The sequence below is a fragment of the Telluria sp. RT2P19 genome (assembly GCF_059685725.1).
In genome coordinates this window covers 110,996-134,711 of record NZ_JCASIL010000001.1, presented here as the reverse complement: position 1 = coordinate 134,711, position 23,716 = coordinate 110,996, and the positions used below count along the sequence as shown (strand labels likewise).

18 protein-coding genes and 1 tRNA gene are annotated in these 23,716 nt (G+C 64.0%); 7 read left to right on the top strand and 12 right to left on the bottom strand.

Annotated features, from left to right (window positions below; genetic code table 11):
* Positions 1-13: 13 nt before the first annotated feature.
* The 5 genes from murI to AC56KW_RS00510 all read left to right on the top strand — a co-directional run bounded on the left by murI (position 14) and on the right by AC56KW_RS00510 (position 4,638).
* Entirely contained in the window at positions 14-880 is an 867-nt protein-coding gene (gene murI / locus AC56KW_RS00530) for a glutamate racemase (RefSeq protein WP_497168783.1), read from the top strand.
* 95 nt (positions 881-975) lie between these two features.
* Positions 976-1,051, top strand: a tRNA-His gene (locus tag AC56KW_RS00525).
* Positions 1,052-1,284: 233 nt separating this feature from the next.
* A complete protein-coding gene (locus AC56KW_RS00520; RefSeq protein WP_497168782.1) occupies positions 1,285-2,301 on the top strand; it encodes a hypothetical protein in 1,017 nt (338 codons plus the stop codon).
* Positions 2,294-3,886: a hypothetical protein gene (locus AC56KW_RS00515; RefSeq protein ID WP_497168781.1), complete on the top strand. Its 1,593-nt coding sequence runs from the start codon at positions 2,294-2,296 to the stop codon at positions 3,884-3,886. The genes AC56KW_RS00520 and AC56KW_RS00515 overlap by 8 nt, the downstream gene beginning before the upstream one ends.
* A complete protein-coding gene (locus tag AC56KW_RS00510; RefSeq protein ID WP_497168780.1) occupies positions 3,883-4,638 on the top strand; it encodes a hypothetical protein in 756 nt (251 codons plus the stop codon). The genes AC56KW_RS00515 and AC56KW_RS00510 overlap by 4 nt, the downstream gene beginning before the upstream one ends.
* 88 nt (positions 4,639-4,726) lie before the next feature.
* On the opposite strand, the gene AC56KW_RS00505 is transcribed toward AC56KW_RS00510, so the two are convergent.
* The 6 genes from AC56KW_RS00505 to AC56KW_RS00480 all read right to left on the bottom strand — a co-directional run bounded on the left by AC56KW_RS00505 (position 4,727) and on the right by AC56KW_RS00480 (position 13,811).
* Positions 4,727-5,449, bottom strand: coding sequence for a hypothetical protein (locus tag AC56KW_RS00505; protein ID WP_497168779.1), 723 nt, complete (start codon positions 5,447-5,449; stop codon positions 4,727-4,729).
* Between the two features lie 23 nt (positions 5,450-5,472).
* The gene (locus tag AC56KW_RS00500) at positions 5,473-6,492 is read right to left on the bottom strand and encodes a hypothetical protein (protein WP_497168778.1); all 1,020 of its coding nucleotides are present in this window, start codon (positions 6,490-6,492) and stop codon (positions 5,473-5,475) included.
* A gap of 274 nt (positions 6,493-6,766) precedes the next feature.
* Positions 6,767-10,495 carry a tubulin-like doman-containing protein gene (locus AC56KW_RS00495; RefSeq protein WP_497168777.1) on the bottom strand — a complete coding sequence of 1,243 codons (3,729 nt, stop codon included), beginning with the start codon at positions 10,493-10,495 and terminating at the stop codon, positions 6,767-6,769.
* A gap of 33 nt (positions 10,496-10,528) precedes the next feature.
* Positions 10,529-10,972: a hypothetical protein gene (locus AC56KW_RS00490; RefSeq protein WP_497168776.1), complete on the bottom strand. Its 444-nt coding sequence runs from the start codon at positions 10,970-10,972 to the stop codon at positions 10,529-10,531.
* A 41-nt stretch (positions 10,973-11,013) separates the two neighbouring features.
* Positions 11,014-12,492: a hypothetical protein gene (locus AC56KW_RS00485; protein ID WP_497168775.1), complete on the bottom strand. Its 1,479-nt coding sequence runs from the start codon at positions 12,490-12,492 to the stop codon at positions 11,014-11,016.
* Positions 12,489-13,811 (bottom strand): hypothetical protein, encoded by a 1,323-nt coding sequence (locus AC56KW_RS00480; protein WP_497168774.1) that lies wholly within the window; start codon positions 13,809-13,811, stop codon positions 12,489-12,491. The genes AC56KW_RS00485 and AC56KW_RS00480 overlap by 4 nt, the downstream gene beginning before the upstream one ends.
* A 746-nt stretch (positions 13,812-14,557) precedes the next feature.
* Here AC56KW_RS00480 and AC56KW_RS00475 point away from each other — a divergent pair.
* Together AC56KW_RS00475 and AC56KW_RS00470 are read left to right on the top strand one after the other, a co-directional pair.
* Positions 14,558-15,226: a pentapeptide repeat-containing protein gene (locus tag AC56KW_RS00475; RefSeq protein ID WP_497168773.1), complete on the top strand. Its 669-nt coding sequence runs from the start codon at positions 14,558-14,560 to the stop codon at positions 15,224-15,226.
* Positions 15,227-15,389: 163 nt separating this feature from the next.
* Complete coding sequence (locus tag AC56KW_RS00470) at positions 15,390-16,958, top strand: sensor domain-containing diguanylate cyclase (protein WP_497168772.1); 1,569 nt, start codon at positions 15,390-15,392, stop codon at positions 16,956-16,958.
* Positions 16,959-16,991: 33 nt separating this feature from the next.
* Here the strand turns inward: AC56KW_RS00470 and AC56KW_RS00465 are convergent, their stop codons facing one another.
* The 6 genes from AC56KW_RS00465 to AC56KW_RS00440 all read right to left on the bottom strand — a co-directional run bounded on the left by AC56KW_RS00465 (position 16,992) and on the right by AC56KW_RS00440 (position 23,696).
* A complete protein-coding gene (locus tag AC56KW_RS00465; protein ID WP_497168771.1) occupies positions 16,992-17,405 on the bottom strand; it encodes a YXWGXW repeat-containing protein in 414 nt (137 codons plus the stop codon).
* Positions 17,406-17,605: 200 nt separating this feature from the next.
* Positions 17,606-17,950, bottom strand: coding sequence for an energy transducer TonB (locus AC56KW_RS00460; protein ID WP_497168770.1), 345 nt, complete (start codon positions 17,948-17,950; stop codon positions 17,606-17,608).
* A gap of 92 nt (positions 17,951-18,042) precedes the next feature.
* Positions 18,043-19,812 carry a methyl-accepting chemotaxis protein gene (locus tag AC56KW_RS00455; RefSeq protein WP_497168769.1) on the bottom strand — a complete coding sequence of 590 codons (1,770 nt, stop codon included), beginning with the start codon at positions 19,810-19,812 and terminating at the stop codon, positions 18,043-18,045.
* A 350-nt stretch (positions 19,813-20,162) separates the two neighbouring features.
* Entirely contained in the window at positions 20,163-21,176 is a 1,014-nt protein-coding gene (gene dusA, locus AC56KW_RS00450) for a tRNA dihydrouridine(20/20a) synthase DusA (protein ID WP_497168768.1), read from the bottom strand.
* Positions 21,177-21,454: 278 nt separating this feature from the next.
* Entirely contained in the window at positions 21,455-23,071 is a 1,617-nt protein-coding gene (locus AC56KW_RS00445) for a GMC family oxidoreductase (RefSeq protein WP_497168767.1), read from the bottom strand.
* A gap of 175 nt (positions 23,072-23,246) precedes the next feature.
* On the bottom strand, positions 23,247-23,696 hold the full coding sequence (locus AC56KW_RS00440; RefSeq protein WP_497168766.1) for a hypothetical protein: 450 nt from the start codon (positions 23,694-23,696) through the stop codon (positions 23,247-23,249).
* Between the last annotated feature and the right edge of the window lie 20 nt (positions 23,697-23,716).

The window sequence follows — 23,716 nt, the reverse complement described above, 5'->3', positions numbered from 1 at the left end:
TCCCGGCAGCATCATGACCCTCCCCGACGCTCCGGTTGGCATCTTCGACTCGGGCGTCGGCGGTCTCTCGGTGCTGCGCCACATCCAGGCGCAGCTTCCGCACGAACACCTGATCTACCTGGCCGACACCGGCTTCGCCCCCTACGGCGACAAACCCGAATCGATCGTGGTCGAGCGTGTGCTGGCGATCGGCGACTTCCTGCTCGCGCAAGGCGCGAAAGCGCTGGTGGTGGCCTGCAATACGGCCACCGTGGCCGCCGTGCGCGAGCTGCGCGCGGCTCATCCCCGCCTGCCCATCGTCGGCGTCGAGCCCGGCCTGAAACCGGCGGCAAGCCTCACCCGCACCGGCAAAGTGGGCGTACTGGCCACCGAACGCACCCTGCGCGGCGCCAAGTTCCTGCAATTGCGCGACCAGATCCATCTCGACTCGGGGGCTGATTTCCTGCTCCAGCCCTGCGTCGGCCTGGCCGACCAGATCGAGTCCGGCGAACTCGATTCGAGCGCAACAAGTGCCATGCTACAACGCTTCATCATGCCCCTGCTGGCCCAGGGAGCCGACACCCTGGTGCTGGGCTGCACCCACTATCCGCTGGTGCGCGCTTCGATCGAGCGATTATTGAACGATGCCGGGCGGCCAGATGTCGCCCTGGTCGACACGGGCGACGCCGTGGCGCGCCAGCTCGCCCGGTTGCTGGCCGGGGCGGGCCTGCTGCGTACATCCGGCTTGCGCGGCGCGTCCGGCGCCCTTCCCGCCAGCCTGACCGGCTACACCAGCGCCAGCGCGACCGCCTTGACGGCGGCGTTTCGCAGCCTGCTCGGCATCGACCCGCCCGTCCACGAGGTGGCGCTGCCGCTGCCAACGGGTTGGCCGCCGTGCTGAGCGCCATTACCGCGCATTTAAATTTGCCAGTTTGAGATGGAGCCCTTATAATCTCGTTCTGTCTCGGCAATGCAGAGATAGATAGAAAGTCAGTGGTGGCTGTAGCTCAGTTGGTAGAGTCCAGGATTGTGATTCCTGTTGTCGTGGGTTCGAGTCCCATCAGCCACCCCAAAGAATTTTTGGATCCTGTCGCAAAGGACCCGACGAAAAGCCACCCCTCGGGTGGCTTTTTTGTTTTCCATGCGTCACTCGCGGCGAGCCCTCTTGCCCTCCTCCATCGCTGGACCGTGCATTTTTCCTTTCAAAATTTACTGTCCAATATTAACAACATGGCATCCAATATTTCTGCCGTTAATCTTTAGTGATGGTTATTATCATAAGTTAAGTACGTAAGAACTTTCCTTATGACCAAGACGCGACACTGTATTGCATCGAGCTGTGAATTACCGCTATTTGCGCGCGTAACCTATTGTCCTTTCTGTGGCAGCCGCCAGCAGAAAGACGCGTCACCTGCCACGATCGATAGCGCGCCTGAAGCCGATCTCCCATGCGAGGCGGTCGCCGAGGGCATCCCGGATATTCGCACTGCAGCAGTTCAGGCAGATACCGCCACGCCTGCACCGGTGTCGAACGCGAACCCGGTCGCGACGACGGCGACGCCACGAAAGTCGATCCCCTGGTGGGCGGCCGGGATCGCCATCCTTGCGGCAATCGCAATCGCATCCGCTGCCGCATTCCACACATCCGGCGCCGCGGCACAGTGCGACACCCCTTCACGCAACGTCCTGGTCGTCCTGGATTTTTCTGGCCAGCCTTCCCTCACCACTGGCGAGATCGTCAATCGCATCCAGGCGCTGTTCGACAAAACCCGGAACGGCGAACGATTCGCGCTCTTCGACACACGCGCCGATACGCCGATCTTCGAGGCCTGCAGTTCGCCATCGACCCTGTCGACACGCGCCCGGGTACGCGACCAGCTGACCGCGACCATTCTCCATGCAGTCACGACGCACGCATGGCCGCGGTCGGAATCGCTGCCGGATCTAGCCCAATCACCCCGTCAAAAGATATCCCGGAAGATCACGGATCTGTCACTGACGACCTATTTGCGTGCGAGCGCGAACAGCTTGCACCTGGTCTCCGATCTACTCGAAGGCAATCCTGCCTTCTTCGAAACCCTGTGCGAACCAGCGGTGCGCGCAGCGGAAAATTTTCGCCTCTCGCGACGAGGTGGATTGGAGCAGGCGGCATTCCCGAATACGCACGTGTATCTGCATCTGATCCCGCGCCAGGACATCGCCGCACGATCCTTGAATTGCCGCGATAAATACTGGCGATGGCTCCTCGCGGACACGAGCGGGAACGGCGCCGGCCTGTCGATCGAATATCTACCTTCCTCAACCAGGAGCAGCAATGAGTGAGCAGTATTTCCGTAAAATGATGATGCTCCTCGGAGCGTCCTTGGTTATCCTGCTGGCGAGTCTTGCGCCGGCGATGCCGGTCTGGTTCAGCGGCATCGGAATTGTTCCGCTTATCTACTATCACTTCTTTGAACTCCGCCCTGCGGCAAAGATGGGCCTGAGCTCCACGGAGATCGACAGCGTCTATTATTTCGGGTTCCTGATTACGGTACTGGCGCTGGCAATCACTGCATTTCATATTGGTTTCAGCGCTGGTGACACCAACATCATGACTGTCGTGGTCCATTTCGGGATCGGCTTGGTGGCCACCGGTTACGCGGTTTTCGCCCGCATGCACCTCAACAGCCTGGCGCCATCCACGGGCGTATTCACCGAAGAACAAGTCATGGACAGGTATGTGCAGCGATCCGCGCAACTGATCGAGCATATCGAGACGTCCACTGCCAAGCTGTCCACCTTTGCCACCGAGGTTATCGCGCGCACGGCGGCGACCGCAGAGACCATCCAGCAGACGGTGGAACAAAACATGCGCCGTACCAGCGAGAGCTTTACGCGTGATATCGCCGATATCCTCGACGACGTACATGCGGCGATGAATGACATCCAGCAGCTCGTCACCGACCCCTCGACCCAGGCAGCGCGGGCGCGCTTCAATACCGAACTACGCGAGACCTACCAGGCCAGCTCGCAACTCAATGCGTCGATGGGCGAACTGGCCAAACGGACGGCCGAGGAATCGCAGCAACGTGCCGATACGCTGGTCGCGACCAGGAATCTCGCGCTCCACTTGCAGGATTTTTCACGCAAGGTGCAGGCGCTTGGCGCCACCGATGGCCCCATCGCGGCATCGGCACAGGCGCTCGGTGATGTCAGCGGCGGCCTGGTGTCGTCGTCAAGGACCGTGATCGAAGCGCTGGCCGATCTGAAGGAAGTCGGCCGCCTGGTGCAAGACACCGGCCCGACCTTCGTCAAGATGCGAACGCTCACCAGGAAAGCGACCGAGCAGCTCGAATCGCTCGCCGAGGCGACCGACCACTTGCGCACAGCAGGCGAAAACGTCGCGTTCGCATCGGATGCGAGCGCGGCCCTGAATGGCGAGCTGTCCCGGATGCGCGACATCTTGCCGGCACTCAGCGCCAGCGGCCAGAAGCTGGGTTCGGCATTCGATACGGCCGGACACAGCACGCTAGGTTTCGGCGAAAAAATCGCGGCGCTGCCGCATGGGCTCGAGGCCGTGCGCGCCCTCCAGCAAAGCATGACGGCAGTATTCGACCAGGTGACGGAAGACCTCAGGAATGCCACGCACCATGCAAGCCAGGCACGTGAGAACGGCGCCGCCGCCAACGGCGCCGATGCATTGCAATCCGGCGCGGCGCGCCTGGACGATACGGTCGCCGCGATCCTGCAGCGCCTGTCCGGCCTGCTCGATGCGATTGGCTCGGTCAATGGCGCGATCCAGGAAACATCGGATGAGTTGCGCTCGTATGCCGTGCACTACAGGCAGCAACACCCGATCTCGTCGGCAAGCGTGCTGCCGCGTAGCACAAGCCTGCAACTCGGCCGGCCCGAAGAGACGCTGCCGTGAAGAAGAACAACGATGTGTTCTTCCTCACACTGATCGACTTCCTGCTGCAAGTGCTGTTTTTTGGCCTGGTGATCTTCGCCCTGATGAGTGCGCTGGCGCACAAGCAGAAAAGCGAGAAAGCCTCGGACGACGAACGGATCAGGCAGTTGGTCAAGGCCGCCGGCGTGTCCAACCTCACCGAGTTGACCGATGAGCTGACCAAGCTTGCCCCGATCAGCGAATTGAAGGGCACATCCGACTACCTGCAAAAGCTCGGCTCGGTCGAGAATGCACAGAAAATTGCCGACATGAGCCAGCAGGCCGGCGGCGCGGCGGCCCTGATCGCCGAATTGGAAGCGGGCAGGAAGCTGGCCGCGACGGTGGCCCAGGGTTCGCATACTCTCGGCGACATCCAGCAGCGCCTGGAAAAACTCAGGAAGCTGGAAGAAGGACAAGGCGCCGCGCCATGCCTGTTCACGATGCAGGGAACACGCAAGCGCGCCAGGCCGGTGGCGACCGTCACTGCCAGCGATACCACGATCCGGATCGAGAGCGCCGAACCCGAATTCGACCACGTCCTCAAGCTGCTTGGCCGCACGTCCGAGTCGGTCGCGGAGCTGACGCTGGCGCAATTCGCGGCGACCTTCCGGCCATTGAGCCGGTTGAAACCTGAGTGCCGCTACACCTTGCGCTTCGTCGAAAACACGCAACTGGTGCATGCACGCGATGCGGCGCAGGTCGCGTTCTACCTGTCCTTCCAGAAGATGCACTGAACGTCAAAAGCAACAGGCCGATTGCGGGTCTTCATGAAGACCTGCAATCGGCCTGGACAGCCAACGCGCCGCTACCGCCGAACGGTGCTCAGCGCGCCGCCACCATTACGCCAGACATCCCGTCCCACACCAGCTGGGTGCTCAGGTCGCGCGATGCCGACAGCTGGCCGTTAACGTACAGATTGGTTTTCATCGTGTACCTGCCTTGCGACGCGTCTTTCGGCATGTTCAGTTCGAAGGTATTCTCGAAGCGGCCACCCGAGTTGTTCACCAGCGGTTTCGATCCATTCGCGAACTGCTTCCCATCCTGGGCGAACACGACCAGCTCTTCGCGCACTTCCCGCACCGGCGTCGTCGAACCGTTGACCAGCTCGACGACCGAGGTTACCTTCACCGGCTTGCCGCGCTGTACGGTGGTTTCGTTCAGGCGCGGGTGGTAGGACACCACTTGCGGTTCGGCCGGCAGGCGCCCGCGGCTGCGCACGAAGTCGCCGTCCACCTGGGCCGCGGTGCGGGTCTGGCGCGACTGCGAATTGACGACCACGCAGCCGATCGCACCGACCAGGCCGCCGGCCGCGGCGCCACGCAGGGCCCCGCGGCGCCCGTCGACCAGCAGTCCCAGCAATGCACCGGCAGCGGCGCCCGCCAACGCCGAGCTACCGACGCCGCATGGGTCTTCCGCCTGCGCCGACGCTTGATTGCCATACTGACCAACGCCTTGCGAGGTGCCGCTGGTGCCGGTCGTGACGCAGCCCGACGCCAACGCTGCCACCAGCGTCACTGCGACCACCTTGTTCATGTGTTCTTTCATGTTTTCTCCCTAGCGAACGGTAATTATCTGATCGTGGTTTCTTGTTGTAGCATCTGCCGTTCCCGGTCGCGAATCTGCTGCATCAAACTGTCGAGCCTTGGATCGTTTGGATCGATCCTGCGCGCACTGTCGACATAGGTTCTCGCCGCATCGAACTTGCGCTGCGTCAAAGCCTGCTCTGCATCGCGCAGGAAGATCGACACCATCGATGTCCTCGAGTCGGCCGCGTCCGCATTGCGCGAAGACGCCGGCGAGACAGGCCGATCGGGCGGGCGCGGCGCGACCGTCTGCCGGGTCTCGACAGGTGGCGCGCTCGCCGCCGCCGTTGCCGCGGCCGCCGCCGCACTGGCCGCCTGTTCGGCCGCGATCGCTGCCGACAGCGCTTCGACTTCGCCTTTCAGCCGCGCGAGGTCGACGTCCTCGCGGTTCACGCCCGTCAGTTTCGCCAGCGCGGCCTTGGCCTGCGCCGCATCGCGCGCGTCGAGCGCAGTACGTACTTCGGCCTGCGCCGTGCGCCCGGCCGCCTGCGCCACGCTCAACTGCTTGCGCAAGTCTGCTGCGGCCGGCTTTGCCGCGCAGGTTGCCGTCAACCCGTCGAGGCCGGTACGTGCGCGACCGAGGCGTCCGTCCTGCACCTGGCCTTCGATCGTGCGGAAACTGCGCAGGCAGGCGTCGTTGGTCTTTTCCGCCGCCGCGATCGCGCCTTGCAGCGCATCGGCCTTGCCACGTTGGCCGTCAACGCACGCCGCCACGGCGCGCAGCGCGTGAGTACGCGCTTCTGGCAGCTCGCCTGCGGCCACGGCTTTGGAACCCAGGTCGAACGCCGTGTCGCAATCCACCTGTGCGCCGACCTGCTCCTCGTTCTTGCCGATGTTGTACAGGACGACCAGGGCCAGCACGATCCCGGCCAGGATCCACTTGCCCTTCCCGCCTTTCTTCACAGGGACGACAGGCGTCGCCGCAGGTTCCGCCGCGGCCCCACGGGAGGCTGGCGTTCCGGTCGTGGCCTGCCGGACCGGCGACGCCGCCTCCGTCGCCTTCACTGCCTTGGCCTGGTCCTGCGTGCCCGCCGGCGCTGCCTGCGCAGAAGCAGAAGCAGGCGCAGGCGCAGCGACCGGTGCGGCAGGTACCGGCGTCGGCGCTGGCGCCGGCGCCGCGGCCGGCACTACGGCAGGCTCGGGCGGGATCGCCGCGGCGGCGGCGGGCGGCCGTGCGCGGCCGCCCCCGGCGCCCGTGCCCTCTCCGCAGAAAGGACAGAAGCTGACCTTCCCATGGAGGACGGAGCTGCATTTAGAACACTGATTCAAGACTTAGTCCTCAAAGCAAAGACGGTGGACTGGTCAGCGCCGGCGGCGCTGACGGCGCCGCCAGCAGTAGCGCGAATTCGGGAAGCTGGTTCAGTTCGCTCCAGCCCGCAAGTCCCGCGCGCCACGCTTTGGTGCCCGCGACGACGACTTGCCCGACTTGCACCATCTGCACGATCTGCTGCGCCGTGTACGGACCGAATTGCTGCCCACCGATCCCCAGGTGATACTGGTGCTCGACCAGCGGCGGAGGCATCGCGCCAAGGGGCGGCGGCGTGGCGCCGGGCGCCGATGGCATGATGCCCGGTGCGGGAATCGCGCCCGCGTTGACAGCGGCGCCGGCACTGGCCGCCGGCGCCAGGATGGCGTCGAGTTTCTCGGCCTGGAAGGCGTCGGGCTTGATGACGTATTTCAGGCGCAGGTGACCGTCTTCGCCCGGTTCGCGCACTTCCCAGTCGTAGGCGTCCTCGTCGGAATCGGGCACGACGCTGGTCCATTCGGCGAGCTGCGCGAGCAGCTTTTCTTCCGCCCGGTCGAGGTCGCGCTGGGTCATGCCCTTGCGCCGCGCCCTGTCGGCCAGGTCGCGCCTGGCTTCACCCGCGATCGCGCTGGCGAAGCCCTTGCGCTCTTCTTGCGCCCCGGTAGCATCTTCGATCAGCTTGGGGGTGTACACGGCCGTCTCGTAGTAGCTGGCCAGCGCCATCAGTGCGGCGGTCTGGCTGGCGTCGAGTTCGGCCAGGCGCTCCTGCACCCGCTCCACGATCGCGTCGCGGTAGGTGGATGGCAAGCCGTTCTGGCGCACGGCCCGTTCGTTGCCGATGCGGCGCACGTCGCCACGCGCAACCGCGAACTGGTACTGCCCGCGCGGAATCACCCGCAGCGTCGAGCGCGTCAGCAGACCCAGCATGATCGCCAGCAGGTACTGCTTGAAGTCCTCGGCCAGGCGGTTGATTTCATCGGTGCTGGGCGCCATCGGGTGACTGAACTGGGTCGAATCGATATGCGTATGGGTCGGGTTCTTCTCGGCTTCCTTGCGATAGCTGGTACGCCAGCCATCCATGCCGCGCAGCATGGTCATCGGAATGCCGGACAGTTCGCAATAGCACACCATGCGCCCCGCCACGCCGGTCTCGACCACTGACAACTGGGCCGCGGTGATACTGGCGTGGGTAGGAATACTGGCATTGAGTTCGGCGCCGAACAGGCGCGTGAAGCGGTCCGCGCCGGCGACACCGACGAAGCATTTGAACTGATCGGCCTTGACCGTGAAGTCGCCCGACAGATTGCCGTCGATCCACGGCATGGCGCAGGCCAGCAGCTTGCGGAACCGGTCCATGCGCTCGGACGGCGTCATCTGCTCCAGCGCCTCGACCAGGGGATCGTTTTCCACGGCGTCGGCGTCGACCGCGCCGGCCAGCGCCAGCTGGCGCTCGGCCATGCGCTTGACCTTGCCCAGGATCTCGCCGCGCTGGCCGTTTTCGGCGAGCATCGCGAACAGCACCTTGGAACCGCCCAGGTCCTTGAAGGCTTCGTCGGCCCAGTCGCGCAGTTGCAGGTTGCTCGGCAGCGGCACATTGCGTTCGGGCACCGGCACGGTGATCAGGGTCGCATGGTCCTTGCGCAAATCCTGCTGGAGGATGGCATTCGCGTGCTGCAGCTGGCCCAGCATCGCCAGCACGGCCTCGCGGCCAGCCTGGAATTCGCCCACCAGGCCGTTCCAGACGGCGCGCCCCTGCGCATCGACGCCGGTTTTCTTGCCGAGCCAGGCCGACAGGTCGGTCATCAGGATCGCGGCTTCGTCGGCGGCCTTGGCGCGCAGGTGGAACTTGAGCGCATTGGCAATTTCGGTGCGCAGGTGGTCCATGACGATGACCGCCTGCTTTTCGCTATTTCCGCTGAAGAAACCGCCCCGCGCCTGTTCGAGGTTGGCCAGCAGGCGCTCGTATTCGCGGGTGCGCACGGCCTCCTTGATTTCGCGGTAGCGTTCGCCATTCAGGCGCAACGCACTGATCAGGCCGGGGCCTTGCGCCTCGAGCCGGTCCTTGATCTGCTCGACCAGCGACAGCACGTATTCGAGGCCGCCGAAGTCCTTGTTGTCGAGGTAGGCGTACAGCTGGTCGCGGATCGCTTGCTTGATCCGCTCCAGCACTTCGCGGCGGCGTTTCGAGACCCGGTCCTCGGTGGTGTCGGCGGTCGAATCCTGGTCGCGCACCGAATCGCGTTCGAGCTGCAGGACCGCCTCGCGCACCTGGGTCGGCCATTCGGCGCGGTCAAAGCCGCTGCGAATGCCGTCGATGCGCAGGTTGACGCGCTGTTCCACGCCGGCCAGCAACAGGCCCTGCTTGTCCTGCAGCAGGTCTTCCACGACGGCGTAATCGAAGAACTCGCCGCTCGATCGCTTGAGTTCGACGTTGCGGTCGGAGAAGGTCGGGAAGTCGCTGAAAGGCACCGGGCGCAGCGCCATCTGGGCCGCCATGAATTCGTCGCGCTGCTTGTCGGTGGCGCGGTTGGCGCCGGCATCACTGCCGCCCACGCCAAAGAACGCCTTGAGCATCTCGGCCGCCCAGCGGTGCGCACGCTCGTCGCGCCGCGCTTCCTGGCGCGTGTCGAGCACGGCCTGGCCGAACGACGAGAAGCGCTTCGAGTAAGACAGCCGCATGTCGGCGAAGCGGTTCTTGGGCACGAGCGCGTCGTGCAGGAAGTTCTTGTGCTGCGCCTGGTTCACCGCCACCGAGCGCTTGCGGCGGGCGAAGTCGCCCGAGGCGAAATCTTCGAACAGCGCGTCCGCCACCATGTGGTAGACATCCTTGACGTCGTTGGTGTGCTGCTGCGCCAGGTTGCCTGAGTCGATCAGGTAGACCTCGCTGTACGGCTCGCGCGGCAACTCGGGCTGGTCGTAGGAATCCCAGCGGCCCACGTAGCCCTTGTTGCCCAGCATGGCCGATTCGAGTTCCATCAGGGCAGCGTAGCCGTTTGCCTCGGTGCGTTCCTTGTTGGCGCCGGCGTAGCCGGTCGGCAGGAACAGCATCAACTCGACGTCGGCAGCGCCGACCTCGGCCTTGGCCAGCCAGCGCGCCAGCAGCCCCATGTCGAGGAAAGCCCCGGAGCCGGTACCGCCGGCGACCGAGCCGACCACGACGATGCGGAACTTGCTGGTTTCCATGCGCAGGCCGAGGCGCTGCAGTTGCTGTTCGTGCGACAGGCCGGCCTTGAGCGTCTTGAGCTTGAGGCGGATCTTGTCGCGCACCTTGGTGTACTTGTCGAACAGGTACAGGCGCGACACCGAGCGGATCTGGCCCGCGCCCTTGGACGGATCGATGCCCAGTTCGCGGATTTTCTTGGGCGTCAGCGCCAGCCATTCCTTGATGTGAGGATATTTCTCAAGTGCGTCATCGTCACGGCTGTACTTGTCCATGTCGAACGACTCGACGATTTTTTCGTCGTCGGTAAACTTGACCAGGTCGTACTGCAGGTCTTCCGCCTGGGCGCGGCCGCTGTCGATGACGGCGCCCGTGTCCAGGTCGAACTGGATGAACTGGGCGACCGGAAAGTCGGCCAGGCTGTCGACGCGGGTCCGCGTGCCGTTGCCGGCCCACAGCGTGTTCATGATGCGCCGGCGCACGCGCATCAGCACTTCCATGCCGGTGCCGCCGATGCCGATGAACAGCGTCGGGCGCAGGTCGATGCTCTGCTCGACCTTGCGTTCGCCCGCGCCAATGACCTGGTTCAGATTATCTGCCATAGTGCTTCGTCCTCAGTGATGTCGCGCGCGGGATTATTTGCGGCCGGAGAGCAGCATCAAGACCAGTGCGATCAGGCCCACCAGCGCCAGCGGTCCGATGATCAGCGGCGCCATGAACTTGGCGGAATTGACCGCGGCCAGGACGACCCCGGTCGACAGGCTGCCAAGGAAGATGAACAGCCACCAGCCGGCGGCGTTGGCCTTGCCTGGCTGCACGCGCTTGCCGACGAGCGTGTTGGCGTAGGCATTCTTGGCAAAGAAGAAGGCGATGAACAGCACCAGCAGGATGCCGCCCCCGATCAGGGTATCGCGCGATGAGGTATCGACGCCATTACCCGGCGCGACAGTCAGCGACTCCAGCGTTTCCGGAGCGCCGAGACTGGCGCTCGTCGCGGCCGGGGACGCTGCCTGCGCCTGCGCCCCTTCGACCGGTGGCGGCAAGGTGAATCCTGCGTTGTCTTGTGCTTGTTGCGTCATGCCGCGTTCTCCTGAGCTTTTTAGTGAATGTCAAAAAATGGTTACTGGGTGACCGACAAGGTATGGCCCGGCTGGACGCTGGCCACCTGTGGACGGCCGATACCGCGCCTGATTTCGCCGACCGCCTCGCCGTCGTCAGCCTGGATCGAGAGCGACTTGAACGGTTTGAGCACGACATGACGCCGCACGCCATTGACCATGATCGGGTAGCGCGTGCTCTTTGCCGCCAGCAGGCCGAAGGCCACCAGCGCAGCCAGCAGGGCCAGCACCGCGCCGACGATCACCAGCACCGGCGTCAATGGATATTGCACGCGTACGAGCAGCGGCACATTGGCGCTCGACGAACGGACGCTGGCAGGCGGCACGAACACTTCCGACAGCGGGTCGCCGGGGAACAGTTCGTCCATCTCGGCCTTGAAGCTGTCCGGCAGCGCCAGGCGCTGGTCGCGCAGCCCCAGGCTGACCGACATGGGCATGAGGACTTGCTTGCCCATCGCCGCGATCGCCTGGCTCGACCATGCGGAAGGCACCTCGGCCAGCGGCAGCATGAAACGTACTTCGATCGCCTGGCTGGCGCCGGGCGCCAGGTCGGCGACCGTCGCCGGGGTTACCGTCAGCGCGGTCGTGCCGGCCGTGGTGCGCAACTGGCCCTCGACCTCGGCGTTGGCGATCAGGTAGGGATAGAACAGGTTTTGCAGCGAGGCCTTGAGCCGCACTTCCGGCACCAGCTTGTCGGCCGCCACGTCGAGCACCAGGGTGCGCTTGTCGCTGCCCAGCGAAGCGGCCACGTTCGGCGTGTTCAGCACGGCTTCGGGCACGATCCGGACGCCCTCCTGGTCGACCGGCTTCAGGCGGGCCGGTGGCCGGGTCAGGATGCTCGACAGGCGGCCCTCGGCCACCATGCGGTTCAGCGCATCGCCCGCTTCCTTGCCATAGGCCAGGCCATACACCATCAAGCCCTTGGCGGCGAACAGTTTTCCCTGCACGGGCATGCGTAGCGGGAACACGACCGTCCGGGTGATCGATGGTTCCAGGTGCAGCAGCTGGTAGAAGTCGCGGTTGCGCGCCGCGGTCGCGGGATCGTTTCCGGGACTGTTCTTGTTATTGGTGAAGATCCAGATGATGCCCGGCCGCGACTGGAACGTCTCGCCGATCACCTTGGTCACCGCCTCGCGGAAATCGGTATCGGCCAAAACATTGCCCGCCTTGCGGGCCAGCGCCAGCGACTGCAGCGCGCCCGCCACCGCCTGGGGACCGGTGCTCGTGCCCAGCAGGCGCGGCGACACATTGGCGCCGCTGGTCTGGCTGAAGGCAAGCACGTGGACCTGGTCGCCCGGCTTCGCCGCGGCGCTCGCGACCGCAGCGACCAGCGGCTTGAACTGCGAGGCTGGATCGGCGTAGAAAGGCTCCATCCAGCCCGAGTTCTGTACCAGGAAGGCATGTTGCACGGCCTTGGCGGGCGCCGCGCACAGCAACAGGACGACGCTCGCGAACGTCGCGCACCACGATGCCGGCCTCATGCCTGCACATCCCAGCCGAGGATACGCGACATCTCCGGGTGGTAAGCCCACAAGAAACCGTTGTGCAGGAAGAGGCGCAACTCCCAGGGCTTGTGCACGACGATCGTGTGAAACACGATTTCACTGTTCTCGTCATCGAACACCAGCAGCGCGCGCAGGCGCTCGGATGAATTGAGCAGGTTGCTCAGGCCAGACTTGCTGTCGATGCGTAGTGCCACCACGGCGCTGCGCTCCCCGACCTCGAGCAGCGGCACCACCACCGTATTGGCCGCGCCATCGTCGCCATGTTCCGGCTCGACCCAGGGATCGGACTTGTGCTTGACGGCGAAGCGGTAGTTGATCGTGCCCGAGCAGATGCGCGGGCTGAGCGCCGGCACCTGTTCGTGCACGTCCACGCCCAGGCGCGCATAGACATAACTGTCGAGGTTGCTGTCGAAGCAGAGCTGCCACAAGGCGCCCGAACGCGAGCGGTGGGTGCAGCCGAACTCGAAATGCGGCGCCAGGCCGGCTGGCCATGGCAGGAAAGAGGCGCTGACGCTGCCATCCATTGTTTTCTGCAGGCGCAATTGCCCCTTGGCGCAAGGCCATACCGCCATCCTGCCATAGGCGCTGGGTGAACCCACCTCGCCCAGGTCCCAGCGGCCATCGACGCGCAGCGGCGGGCCGGCCACGCCGTCGGCGTTGGCAAATACAAACTGCACCACGCCATCCTCGTGGCGGATCGGCGCCCACACCTGCCCATCGAAGGCGATCGGCGCCCCGACCACGGGCGCATTGCCCAGGTAATCGATCCTGAATTGCAGCGACGGCAGTTCGGGCACCAGCATGGCCAGGCCGTGATCGGTGGGGATGAAGATGCGGCTTTGGAAGGCCGCCGCCATTTCGGCGCGCCACGCGTGGACGGGCAAGGTCGATTCGGAGAGCAAACGGCTCCCCAGGCCGTTCAGCGGTTGCCACTCTTTCGATGCCGGCAGCCAGCCGAATAGCGCACCTTTGCCGGTATCGAGTGCCAGCAGCACCGATTCAACCGTGCCGAAGGTACCCGAGAAAAATTCGTAGTGGCCTGGCGGCGGCAGCTTCATGTCGACGTCGGCGTCGCTGTCGGCTGCATGCCTGCGCAAGCGCTCGGCTGGCAAGGCGCGATGTGTGCGCTTGAGCCCGACCGCTTCGGGCATCCCGCCAGCGTTGATCGGGCGTGCGCCGCTCGGCGCCACCCAGGCCGCACCGGCGGCGCCGTTGGGCGTTAATTCGACGCCGTCGAACGGTGAATAATTGAATTCTGGTGGAAACAGCGTCGGCGATCCGGGTGCGCGGCGCATCTTCATTACCTGGGCAATATCGGCGGAATCAAGCGACGACGCGATGGGATTACCCGTGGCGGTGCGATCCAGGCGAACCTCGCCCTTATCGGCTATAACCGTCCAACTGCCGGAAGCGAGGGGCCAGTCAGCCGATTTCGTATGATCCATCTTGTTGTTCCAAACTCTTCAGGTCAATTACCCTTCAACTTTGTTTGATAAGCTTATTCATAAAGAAGTTCTTATCAAAAAACAAAGGGGCATATATATATTACCTGCTTTTTGTCCAACAGGAAATGTCGGTTTACTGATACCGACAAAGGCGCAACACCTGGAAACCGTATTATTTTGTGCGTTGACATGGCTCGATATGTCGCTCCAATTTCGCCTTTCGCAGAGAATGTAAAAAAATCACCGGCATATTCCACAATCACGTCCGAATATTATGCAAGGTGGATTAATCGGGTTATGCACAGCGGATTTTCTATGCATTCCGGGTAATATGTGATTGACATATCTGACCTTGAACTTCGCGGGTTCTTTATTAAACTGCTGCGGCGATTTTTATCAAAATTGCTGCTGCGGTTTATGCGCGGCGCCGCAGGTTCGATCGCCGGGACGCGAGAGCTTCACTGAGCGTGCGCTGGGGTGTAGGCATCACCGCTGACGGCCTGTCGCCCGCTATCGCAAGGCAAGATGTTCCTCAACTGTTATCATCCGCCAGACTGAATTCGGCTCGGGCAGTCCGCCCGACAACACCACCTGATATGCAGATCGTTGCACAAACCCTTTCCCGATCCGACGTGCAAGCCCTGCTTGCCCACGCCCCGCTCGCCTTCCAGGACTGCGAATTCGACGGCGCCGACCTGTCGCGCCTCGACCTGCGCAATTGCACGTTCACGGGCTGCAGCCTCGCCGAAACCTCGTTCTACGCCGCCAAGCTGGGCCAAACCACCTGGCAACGCTGCCGCGGCCGGCAAGCCGATTTCGAAGCGGCCGACCTGACCGACGCCCACTTCCAGAGCTGCGACCTGAACAACAGCAGCTGGCGCCGCGCACACCTGGCCTCGCTTTCCTTCAAGAGCTGCAAGCTGACCGGGGCCAGCTTCGAGGAAGTGGCCCATCTCGGCCTGCAGTTCGAGGAATGCCTGCTCATCGGCGCCGACCTGCGCCGCATGTCGTTCAGGAAGGCGACACTCGTCCAGCTCGACTTCGGCGATGCCGACCTGGCCGCCTGCGACTTTCGCGATGCCGTATTCGACGGCGGAAGCCTGCGCGGCGCCAACCTGAAACAGGCCCGCTTCGACAATGCCGACCTGCGCGAGGCCGACCTTGGCGGTCTCACGCTGGCCGACGTCAAGCTGTTCCCGGGCGCATGGATCACGCCGCGCCAAGCCGCCGAACTGGTGAGCGAACTCGGTCTGCGGGTTGCCTAATTGCATTATATTCCGCGTCAATCGCGGGACAGAGGTAGAAAAAACAATAGCTTGGCGTCTGGGCAACACGCGATATGCGACAATCGGTGAGTTTTCCAGAAGAAAGTCCAGTCACTATGTCGCTGCCCCCCGCGGACAGCGTGTAATGGCGACTCCTTGATTTATGCCAGACAAGAGTACCGCTCCCGAGATATCACGCCTGACCGCAGAAAAGCGCCCGGCAGTACGCAATGCCGTACTGTTCGTCGTCGCCTTGTGCCTGCTGCTGTTCACCATCCAGGTGTCGGACGTCTGGCGCGCCCGCCGGGAGCGCCTGGCGGAAGTGGCCGTAACCACCACCAATATGTCGCACGCGCTGGCGGCGCAGGCCGAGAGCGCAGTGCGGGTAGTCGATACGGTGCTGGCCGGCGTGATCGAACGCATCGAGAACGATGGCATGACCGGCCCCGGCCGTCAGCGCCTGCAGCTGCACCTGAAGAATATGGCGACCGAGGTCGACGAACTGCATGGCCTGTTCGTATTTGGTCCCGATGGCCATTGGCTGATGACCTCGCAGGACCGCCTTCCCCTGTACACGGTTGAAGATCGGGAATACTTTCAATATCACCTGAAAAATCCCGATCGCTTCGTCCACCTGGGCAAGCCGGTGCGCAGCCGCTCCAATGGCGAATGGGTGCTGCCCATTTCGCGCCGCCTCAATAATCCGGACGGAACGTTCGGCGGCGTCGCGCTCGGCACGATCCGCATTGCGTATTTCTCGACGCTGTACGAAACGTTCAACGTCGGCAGTGCCGGCGTGATCATGCTGGCGCTCGACGACGGCACCCTGATCTACCGTCTGCCGCACGATGAAAAAATGATCGGCGCCGATACCGGCAGTGGCCCGGTGCACCAGATGTACCGCAGTTCGGGACCGGCGGGCACGGCCATGCTGCGCTCGAGGATCGACGGTGTCGAGCGCCTGTACAGCTACCGCCACCTCGAGACGTATCCGCTGATCGTTGCGACCGCGCAGTCGAAGCAGGAGATCCTGGAAAAATGGCTGAAGTCGATGATGGGCCAGGCCGCGATCACGGTGGCCGCCATCGGCTTGCTGCTGTATTTCGGCCGGCGCCTGGTGCGCCAGATCGAGATCCGCGACCAGCTCGAGGGCGAGCTGGTGCTGGCGCGCCAAAAGCTGCAGGAACATAACCGCGCGCTGGCCGCCCTTGCCGACCACGACAGCCTGACCGGCATCGCCAACCGGCGCCGCTTCGAGGAAGCCCTGGGCAACGAATTCGCGCGCACGGCCAGGAGCGGCGCGCCACTGTCGCTGCTGATGTTCGATGTCGATTACTTCAAGCGCTACAACGACACCTATGGCCACGTGGCGGGTGATGCCTGCCTGCGCCAGGTGGCGCAAACCCTGCAGGACACGCTTGTGCGTCCAGCCGACCTGGCGGCGCGCTATGGTGGCGAGGAATTCGTGGCGCTGCTGCCGGATACCGATCCGGCCGGCGCCCGAATGGTGGCCGAGCGCATCCGCCAGGCGGTAATGGCGCTCGCGATCCCGCATGCCGGCAACGGCGCCGGGGTCGTGACGATCAGCGCCGGCGTGTACACCAGCAGTGCGGAGGCGGGCATGGCGGCCGGCAGTCCCACCGCGCTGGTGCAGCGGGCCGACGCCCTGCTCTATCAAGCCAAGCAGTCGGGCCGCAACCAGGTGTGCGGCGGCGATCTCGCCGTATCCTGAGCCGCCGCCCGCGCCGCGGCCGGCCCGCGATCATCAATAACGATAAGGGTTGTTCGGGCGGTCGTCGTGGCGGTTCGGGACACCGTCGCGGTCGCGGTCGCGGTCGCGATTACGGTGGGCGACCTGGCGCGACTGCTGCCAGCCGCCGCGGTCCAGGTGCCAGCCGTTACGGTCCTGGCGCCATTGCGCACGCTGGTAGGCATAGCCCGGACGCACTTTCTCCCAGTGACCGGCGACCCAGTCGTGGCGGCGGCCATTCCAGTCCCAGTAGCCCGACACCCATTCGTAGCCGCGGCGCGCGGCCGGCACGGCTTCGCGGCGTGGCGCCGGCGGCGCCTTCTTGATGATGATGACCTCGGCGCGCGGATGAGCGGCCTGGGCCTGCACTGGCGCGAATGCTGCGCTGCCGATCAGGATGGCGGCGGCGGTGGCAAGGATGGTTTTCATGGTGCTCTCCGTTTCGGTTGGTGTGAGACCACTATAGCGAGCCGGGGCGCCAAAAAGATGAACTGAAGGAAGTCTTTACAGCCGATACATGCTGCTACAAACTTGTAACAGCGGAGCGGAAATGCGGAAGGATGGGAGAAAACGCGGGCGCTGCAAAAACACAGCCGGCGATGGAAGCCGGCTGTGCAAAGGGGGGGCGATCAGTCCAGCTTGAAGGCGTAGTCGACCTTGGTCCAGGTCTGGGCCGGTGCGCCGTCCTTGGTGCCCGGCTTGAACTTGCACGAGGTCAGGCCCTTGACCAGCGCGCGGTCCAGGTTCTTGAAGCCGCTCGACTTGTCGATCTTCGATTCCGCCACGGTGCCGTCCGCGTTCACCAGGAACGAGGCCGAGGTCGTGCCCTGCTCTTCGTTCATCAGCGACGATTTCGGATATTCGATGGTGCACTTCTTCGGATCGAACGATGCCGAGGTTTCGGCAGCGAAGCTGGCGCAGGCGGCGCCGGTGAGGGTCAGTGCAACGAACAGCTTGGCGGACAGGTTTTTCATGATTTCCCCAGATAAGGTTTTTAAAGTTGATGTCGTAATGCTTCGCTAGACGCCGCTATGCCAGCCGGCGCAGGATTGCTGATAATGCGTGCTTAGAATTCTTCCCACTCGTCGTTGCCGACGGTGGCGGCTGCCTTTTTCGGCTTCGGCGCAACTTCCGCCGCCTCCGGATTCACCGCGGCGCCGGCGGCGGCCGGGCGTTTCGGCGCCGGCGGTACGGAACGCTTCGCGGCCGGACGGACCACCACCGCGGTGGTGGTCGCGACTGGCGCATGCGCCTCGAACTGGAACTGTTCGCTCTCTTCCAGCTTGAAGATGCTGACCACGCGGGCCAGTTCGCCGGCCTGGTCTTGCAGGCTCTGGGCGGCCGCGGCGGCCTCTTCGACCAGTGCGGCGTTTTGCTGGGTCATGCCATCCATTTCGATGATCGAGGTATTGACCTGGGCGATGCCGGCGCTCTGTTCGGCGCTGGCGTTGGCGATCTCGCTCATGATGTCGGTCACGCGCTTGACGCTGGACACCACTTCGTCCATCGTCACGCCGGCCTGGCCGACCAGTTTGCTGCCGCGCTCGACCTTGGCGACCGAGTCGTCGATCAGGGTCTTGATTTCTTTTGCCGCCGCAGCCGAGCGCTGGGCCAGGTTGCGCACTTCGGAGGCCACGACCGCGAAGCCGCGGCCCTGTTCACCGGCACGGGCCGCTTCGACGGCCGCGTTGAGGGCCAGGATATTGGTCTGGAAGGCGATGCCGTCGATCACGCCGATGATGTCGGCGATCTTGCTGGCGGAACCATTGATCTCACCCATGGTGCCGACCACTTGCGACACCACGTCGCCACCCTTGCGGGCCACGTCCGACGCGGCGGCGGCCAGGGCGTTGGCTTCACGGGCATTGTCGGCGTTCTGCTTGACGGTCGAGGTCAGCTGTTCCATGGCCGAGGCGGTTTTTTCCAGCGAGCTGGCCTGCAGTTCGGTACGCGAGGACAGGTCGATATTGCCGGCGGCGATTTCACGCGAGGCGGTGCCGATGGTCTCGGTGCCGCGGCGCACTTGGGCCACGATGTCGACCAGGCTGTTGCGCATTTCCTTCATTTCGACGAGCAGGCTGCCGCGGTCCGATTCCTTGGTGTCGATCGCGATCGACAGATCGCCGTGGGCGATGCTGCCGGCGATCTTGGCGGTGTAGCCAGGTTCGCCGCCGAGCTGCTTGAGCAGGCTGCGGGTGATCACGACGGCGGCGGCCACGCCCATCACCACGGCCAGGGCCAGCAGGACCAGCATGAAGTTACGGGCATTGTCGAACGCCGCTTCGGCATCGGCCTTGGTCTGGGCGTTCTGTTTTTCTTCCTGGGCTGCCAGCGCGTTCAGGGCGTCGGTCCATTTACGCTGCACCGGACGCACTTCGCGCACCATCACGCGGGTCGCATCCATCGCATTGGCTGCGAGATAGAGTTCAGTGGCGCGGGCGATCGCCGGCATGGCGGCGGCTTCGTGTTCCTTGATCTGGGACAGCAGCGCTTTTTCCTGGTCGTTGCCGTTCGATGCGAACAGGGCGGTCAGTTTGCGCTGGGTATCGTTGTAGACAGCAGTCTGTTCCTTGAACTTGGCGATTTCCGGTTCCATGTCGGCAGGGTCGGTCATCAGGGTCAGGACGCGCAGCGACTGCAGGCGATCGCTGACGTTGTTGCGCATGTCGATCACCAGGCCGGTCGACACATTGCTCACGCTGACCACGTGGTCGAGCCGGTCCTGGATTTGCGCCATGCGCAGGATACCCACTACGGCAACCGCTACCAGCAGCACCAGAACCAGTGCAAAACCGAGGGCCAGACGCGTACCGACCTTCATGTTGTTCAAATTCATTCGTGTTTTCCCTGTAACTTATTGATCGAAACTCGCTCGGAGAGAATAGCGCCGCGCGAAGCGCATCTGGAATCGTTGTTTCCGCTCGATTTCAGTTGTTTCCGACAGGATAAATCAAGATTTCATATAGCTTGCCGGAAAATCTCTTGCTTTACCGAATTGTTTCGGCGCAACAACAGGCTTGATACAGTGCAACATTGAGAACAGGAATGCATTATGGAATGGCTATTGCCGTACAGCAAGCAATTTTGAAATATATGTGGTTATTCCGGCAACGAAATGTATCCATTTGCCGACAGGAAATAAAAAAGCGTGCCGCAGCACGCTTTTTTGTCAGTACAGAATGTATTTCAGGCCGCGGCAGGCATCCTGGCAGCAGCTTCGAGCAACAATCGCGGGTCGCCCAGCGCCAGCTTCTTGGAGTCGGACAAGGTCTGGCGGAACGCGCGCGCGCCCGGCAAGCCCTGCATCAGGCCCAGCATATGGCGCGTGATGCTGTTGAGCTTGAGGCCCAGCGGGCCATACAGCCGTAGCTGCTCTTCGATATACGGAATCATCGCTTCGAGCACCTCGACCCGCGAGCGCGGACGGCCGGCCTCGGCATCGCCATAGAAGCGGCGGTCCCAGTCGGCCATCGTCCAGGGGTTGTGGTAGGCCTCGCGCCCCAGCATCACGCCGTCGACGTGTTCCAGGTGCAGCGCGATCTCGTCGTCGCCCTTGATCCCGCCATTGATCAGGATTTCGAGGTCCGGGAATTCGCGTTTGAGCTGGTAGGCCACGGCGTAGCGCAGCGGCGGGATCTCGCGGTTTTCCTTGGGCGACAGGCCTTTTAGTACCGCATTACGGGCGTGCACGATGAAGGTCTTGCAGCCCGCATCGGCGATGGTGCCGACGAAATCGCGCACGAAACCGTATTCGTCATCGTAGTCGATGCCGATGCGGTGTTTCACCGTGACATCGATCGAGACCGCGTCGCGCATCGCTTTCACACAATCGGCCACCAGCTGCGGCTCGTTCATCAGGCAGGCACCGAACGCGCCCTTCTGCACCCGTTCGGACGGACAGCCGCAATTGAGGTTGATCTCGTCATAGCCCCACTGCTCGCCCAGTTTCGCGCTTTTCGCCAGGTCGGCCGGGTCGCTGCCGCCCAGCTGCAGGGCGATCGGGTGCTCGACGTCGTCATGGCGCAGGTGGCGCTCGACGTCGCCATAGACCAGGGCGCCGGTGGTGACCATCTCGGTGTACAGCCAGGTGTGACGGGTGATCTGGCGGTGGAAGACGCGGCAGTGGCGGTCGGTCCAGTCCATCATGGGGGCCACGGACAGACGGCGCCCGCGCGCTGGTTTGGCGGATACAGGAGTCATTGAGTGCTTGGAAATAACGCGCCGCGCGGGCGAAGCCCAACATGATAGAGCAAAAGGTAGCGCGCGTCAGGACTGCGCAGCGGCTGGCGAGCTGCGCAGAGGCCGGCGAGCTGCGCGGAGGCCGGCGAGCTGCGCAGCTGCCCGCGCATCGCGCGCAGCTCGCCTTCGTCCTTTCCTCTTTCGCTCTGTCATCGCTAACATGGCACGCCGCCGCCCGCCGCTGCAGACGCCTACCTGCTGCGACGACTCAACATCCAGGAATGCAGCCGGCCGAAACATCAAATGCCATATGCAGCCTTGATCATGTCGGCCGCCCGTTCGCCGATCACGACGCACGGCGCCATCGTGTTCCCGGTCGTAATGCGCGGCATGATCGAGGCGTCGGCGATGCGCAAGTTCTGCACGCCATACACTTGCAGCTGCGCGTTCACCACCGACATGTTGTCGCGCCCCATCTTGGCGGTGCACGACTGGTGCCAGTAGGTCACCGCGCCATCGCGCAGGTAGGTTTCGAGCTCGTCGTCGCTCAGGTTGCCGGGCATGGCTTCGCGCTTGACGATGCGCTTGAACGCGTCGGCATTGCCCAGTTCACGGCACATGCGCACGCAGGCCTTGGCCGCTTCGAGGTCGTCCGGATGCGACAGGGTGTTGGCCTGGATGATCATCGCGTCGCCGACATTCGGGCCGGACAGCAGCAGTTGGCCGCGGCTCTTCGGATGCGCCAGGCCGGCAAACATCGTCCAGCCGTGCTCCGGCACGCCGCGCCCGGCGTTTTCCGCGCTCGGCACCGGGAACTCGAGCTGGCAATGCAGCATGTCCGGCGCGTCCAGCGAAGGGTTGCTCTTCCAGTACAGGGTCGCTTCCGAGCCGCCGTTACCGACTTCCTGCGGCTCGGTGTATTCCCAGATGCAGCCGAAGGCCACATGGTCCTGGTGGTTCTGGCCGACGCCCGGCAGGTGCCGGCGCACCGTGATGCCGTGGCGCGAAAGTTCGCACTCTGGACCGATCCCCGACTGCATCAGCACCTTGGGCGTGTTGACCGCGCCCAGCGACAGCACCACCTCGCGCTCGGCGCGAAATTGCTGCGGCTTGCCGTCGAGGACCACGTCGACGCCGACCACCTTGTCGCCCTCGAACAGCAGCTTGGCCACCAGGGCGCTGGTCAGGACCGTCAGGTTCGGCTGGGCCATGCGCGGGTAGGTATAGGAACGGAATACCGACAGGCGCTTGCCGTCCTGGATGCGCAGGTCGTTGATCGCGGCGCCGCCATCGCCTTCCATCATCGCGCCGTTCGGGCTGTCGAAGGTCGGCACGCCGAGCGAACGCGCGGCTTCGAGCATCCGGGTCGCGGTCGGCTTCGGATCGCGCGCCGGTGCCACGTACACCGGGCCGCCCTGGCCGCGGCGGCTCGGGTCGGACGCGCCGCCCCAGTCTTCGATGCGGCGGTAGATGGCGAGCACCGATTCGTAGTTCCACCCGTCGTCGCCCGCTTCGGCGGCAAAGTAGTTCCAGTCGGCGCGGTGGCCGCGCGCCCACAGCATCACGTTGATGCTCGAACCGCCGCCCAGTACCTTGCCCATGTTCATGGGAATCGCACGCCCGTTCAGGTGCTCGTTCGGCTCCGCCATGAAGCCCCAGTCGCGCTCGCTGCCCAGGTTCAGCGGCCACTGGGCCGGATCCATGACGCTGGCCACTTCGTCGTCGCCGCCCGCTTCGAGCAGCAGCACCCTGACGTCGGGATTGTCGGCCAGGCGGGCCGCCACCACCGAGCCGGCCGAACCGGCGCCGCACACGATGAAGTCGTAGCTGGTCTTCAGCGCCTCGCGCAGCGCCTGCTGGTTGCGCTGGACCGCTTCGGCGAAGGCGCGGTCGTCATTGGTCGTCATATTGTTCATGATGTAGTTCACTTTGTAGAAGATGGCGCCTGGCCGGATCGGCGTTCACGGCGCGGTGGTTGGCACCGTTCACATCCGATGCATCTTTCCGATTATATCGATTATGACGAATCTATCGATTCAAAGTCATGATGGCTGGCCATCGATTTTCCTGATGGTCCGGCAGCGCGGCGCTTCAACGCCCAGGCAGATCCGAGTCCTCCAGCGGAAGCATGTAGGTCTTGCGCCCGACGCTATAGCGCAGCCCCGTTCCGTAAGGCGCCGGGCCGGCGGCGCCGGCCATTTCGCCCGAAGGGGCCCGGCAGACGTGGTCGGCCGCATTACTCGATGGGATACGGCATTCGGCGCCGGCACCCATCCCGCCATGCGTGGCAACCTGGCTTGGCGCAGCCACGGACCCGACGCGGGCCGCATCCTCCTTGCGCTGCGCTGCGGCCTCGAGCGACGCGTGCATCGCGGCGGTTTCTTGTCGCGTGACGATCGCGGTGCCGTCCTCCTGCAGCATCGGCGTGAGTTGATACTTTTCCTGCGGTGCGACGGGGGCTGCCAATACAAGGGCGGAGGCGGACGACAGGGCGGCGATGGTCGCGGTGAACCGGGGCGCGCAGATGCGTGGGGTTTTCATGGTGGTGGCTCCTTCGATGG

Coding starts and splice junctions, on each gene's coding strand:
- murI (WP_497168783.1), top strand. CDS start 14: ATGACCCTCCCCGACGCTCCGGTTGGCATCTTCGACTCGGGCGTCGGC.
- AC56KW_RS00520 (WP_497168782.1), top strand. CDS start 1,285: ATGACCAAGACGCGACACTGTATTGCATCGAGCTGTGAATTACCGCTA.
- AC56KW_RS00515 (WP_497168781.1), top strand. CDS start 2,294: ATGAGTGAGCAGTATTTCCGTAAAATGATGATGCTCCTCGGAGCGTCC.
- AC56KW_RS00505 (WP_497168779.1), bottom strand. CDS start 5,449: ATGAAAGAACACATGAACAAGGTGGTCGCAGTGACGCTGGTGGCAGCG.
- AC56KW_RS00495 (WP_497168777.1), bottom strand. CDS start 10,495: ATGGCAGATAATCTGAACCAGGTCATTGGCGCGGGCGAACGCAAGGTC.
- AC56KW_RS00490 (WP_497168776.1), bottom strand. CDS start 10,972: ATGACGCAACAAGCACAAGACAACGCAGGATTCACCTTGCCGCCACCG.
- AC56KW_RS00485 (WP_497168775.1), bottom strand. CDS start 12,492: ATGAGGCCGGCATCGTGGTGCGCGACGTTCGCGAGCGTCGTCCTGTTG.
- AC56KW_RS00480 (WP_497168774.1), bottom strand. CDS start 13,811: ATGCGCCGCGCACCCGGATCGCCGACGCTGTTTCCACCAGAATTCAAT.
- AC56KW_RS00475 (WP_497168773.1), top strand. CDS start 14,558: ATGCAGATCGTTGCACAAACCCTTTCCCGATCCGACGTGCAAGCCCTG.
- AC56KW_RS00470 (WP_497168772.1), top strand. CDS start 15,390: ATGCCAGACAAGAGTACCGCTCCCGAGATATCACGCCTGACCGCAGAA.
- AC56KW_RS00465 (WP_497168771.1), bottom strand. CDS start 17,405: ATGAAAACCATCCTTGCCACCGCCGCCGCCATCCTGATCGGCAGCGCA.
- AC56KW_RS00460 (WP_497168770.1), bottom strand. CDS start 17,950: ATGAAAAACCTGTCCGCCAAGCTGTTCGTTGCACTGACCCTCACCGGC.
- AC56KW_RS00455 (WP_497168769.1), bottom strand. CDS start 19,812: ATGAATTTGAACAACATGAAGGTCGGTACGCGTCTGGCCCTCGGTTTT.
- dusA (WP_497168768.1), bottom strand. CDS start 21,176: ATGACTCCTGTATCCGCCAAACCAGCGCGCGGGCGCCGTCTGTCCGTG.
- AC56KW_RS00445 (WP_497168767.1), bottom strand. CDS start 23,071: ATGAACAATATGACGACCAATGACGACCGCGCCTTCGCCGAAGCGGTC.
- AC56KW_RS00440 (WP_497168766.1), bottom strand. CDS start 23,696: ATGAAAACCCCACGCATCTGCGCGCCCCGGTTCACCGCGACCATCGCC.